Genomic DNA, 1,328 nt, shown 5'->3' on the forward strand with positions numbered 1-1,328 from the left:
TGAATCGCCCCGGCTTTAGTGGAGGGCGGGTTCTCCCAGCGCCGGCTGGTACTGGGAGGTGTTCTCACGGTAGTACTCGTTCTCCTTCTCGGTCGGTGTGAGGTAGCCGATCGAGGAGTGGAGCCGGTTCTCGTTGAACCAGTGCACCCAGGAAAGTGTGGCGAGCTCGAGTTCGTCGACGGTGCGGAACGGTCCATCGATCTTCACGCACTCGGTCTTGTAGAGCCCGACCACGGTCTCGGCCAGGGCGTTGTCATACGAGTCGCCGACGGTGCCGATCGAGGCAATCGCACCGACGTCGGCGAGTCGCTCTGCGTAGCGAATCGCGGTGTATTGAGCGCCGGCGTCGGAGTGCTGGATCACGCCGGTCACGTCCTGCCCGGCGCGGTCGCGGACCCATAGGGCCATCTCGAGCGCGTCCAACGGTAGTTCGGTGGGCATTCTGTTCATCGTGCGCCAGCCAACGATCCGGCGCGAGTAGACATCCGTGACGAACGCGGTGAACGCCATCCCCGACCAGGTCGGTACATACGTGAAGTCGACTACCCAGAGCTCGTTCGGCCGGTCCGCTTGGAAGCAGCGCTGCACATGATCCGGGGCCCGGAACGACGCGTCGTCGGGCTTGGTGGTGACGAACTGCCTGCCACGGAGAACCCCGCGCAGGCCCTGCCGGCGCATGAGGCGCTCGACGGTGCACCGGGCCACGACGATCCCCTCTCGCTTGAGCAGGTGCCACATCTTTCGGGCCCCGCTGATCCCGCGGCCGAGTCTCCGGTCCCAGAAGACCCGCTCGATCTCCACGATCAGTTCCTCGTCGCGGATCGCCCGCGCGGACGCGGGGCGGGTCTTGAACGCGTAGTAGCCGGACGGAGCGATCTTGACGCCGTGCTCGGTGAGCACGCGGCAGATCGGCTCGACTCCGAACCGGTGACGATGATCGTCGATGAACTGAACTACCAGGGCAGTCGCGGGTCGAGCTCCCGCGCGAAGAACGAGGAGGCCGCCAGCAGGATCTCGTTGGCGCGCTTGAGCTCCCGGTTCTCAGCCTCGAGTTCCTTGATCCGGGCAGCATCCGAGGTCGTGACACCCGGGCGCCTACCCGCATCGATGTCGGCCTGCTTGACCCAGCCACGCAACGTGTCGGCATTGACCCCGGTCCGTTGCCCTATCCGGATCACCGCCGCGTTCAGAGACAGGTCCGGATCCTGCTCTCGCGCTTCCTGCACGAGCCGCATCGCCCGCTCCCGCAGCTCCTGCGGGTACTTCCTCGGTGCTGGCATGACACCCATCCTCTCGGGGAATCAGACCCTCCACCAGACGCGGGGCGA

The 1,328-nt window shown here is 65.9% G+C and carries 1 protein-coding gene and 1 other annotated feature; the gene reads right to left on the minus strand.

Going from position 1 to position 1,328, the window contains the following annotated elements:
* Positions 1-15 precede the first annotated feature (15 nt).
* A protein-coding gene (locus tag ONR57_RS04675; protein WP_265121844.1) for an IS3 family transposase occupies positions 16-1,280 on the minus strand; the annotation gives its coding sequence in 2 pieces (ribosomal slippage) (positions 16-989 and positions 989-1,280; 1,266 coding nt in all).
* Positions 868-996, minus strand: a sequence feature (AL1L pseudoknot). It overlaps the preceding gene by 129 nt.
* Positions 1,281-1,328: the final 48 nt, after the last annotated feature.

Source organism: Hoyosella sp. YIM 151337 (assembly GCF_026041215.1).
Lineage (GTDB): Bacteria > Actinomycetota > Actinomycetes > Mycobacteriales > Mycobacteriaceae > Hoyosella.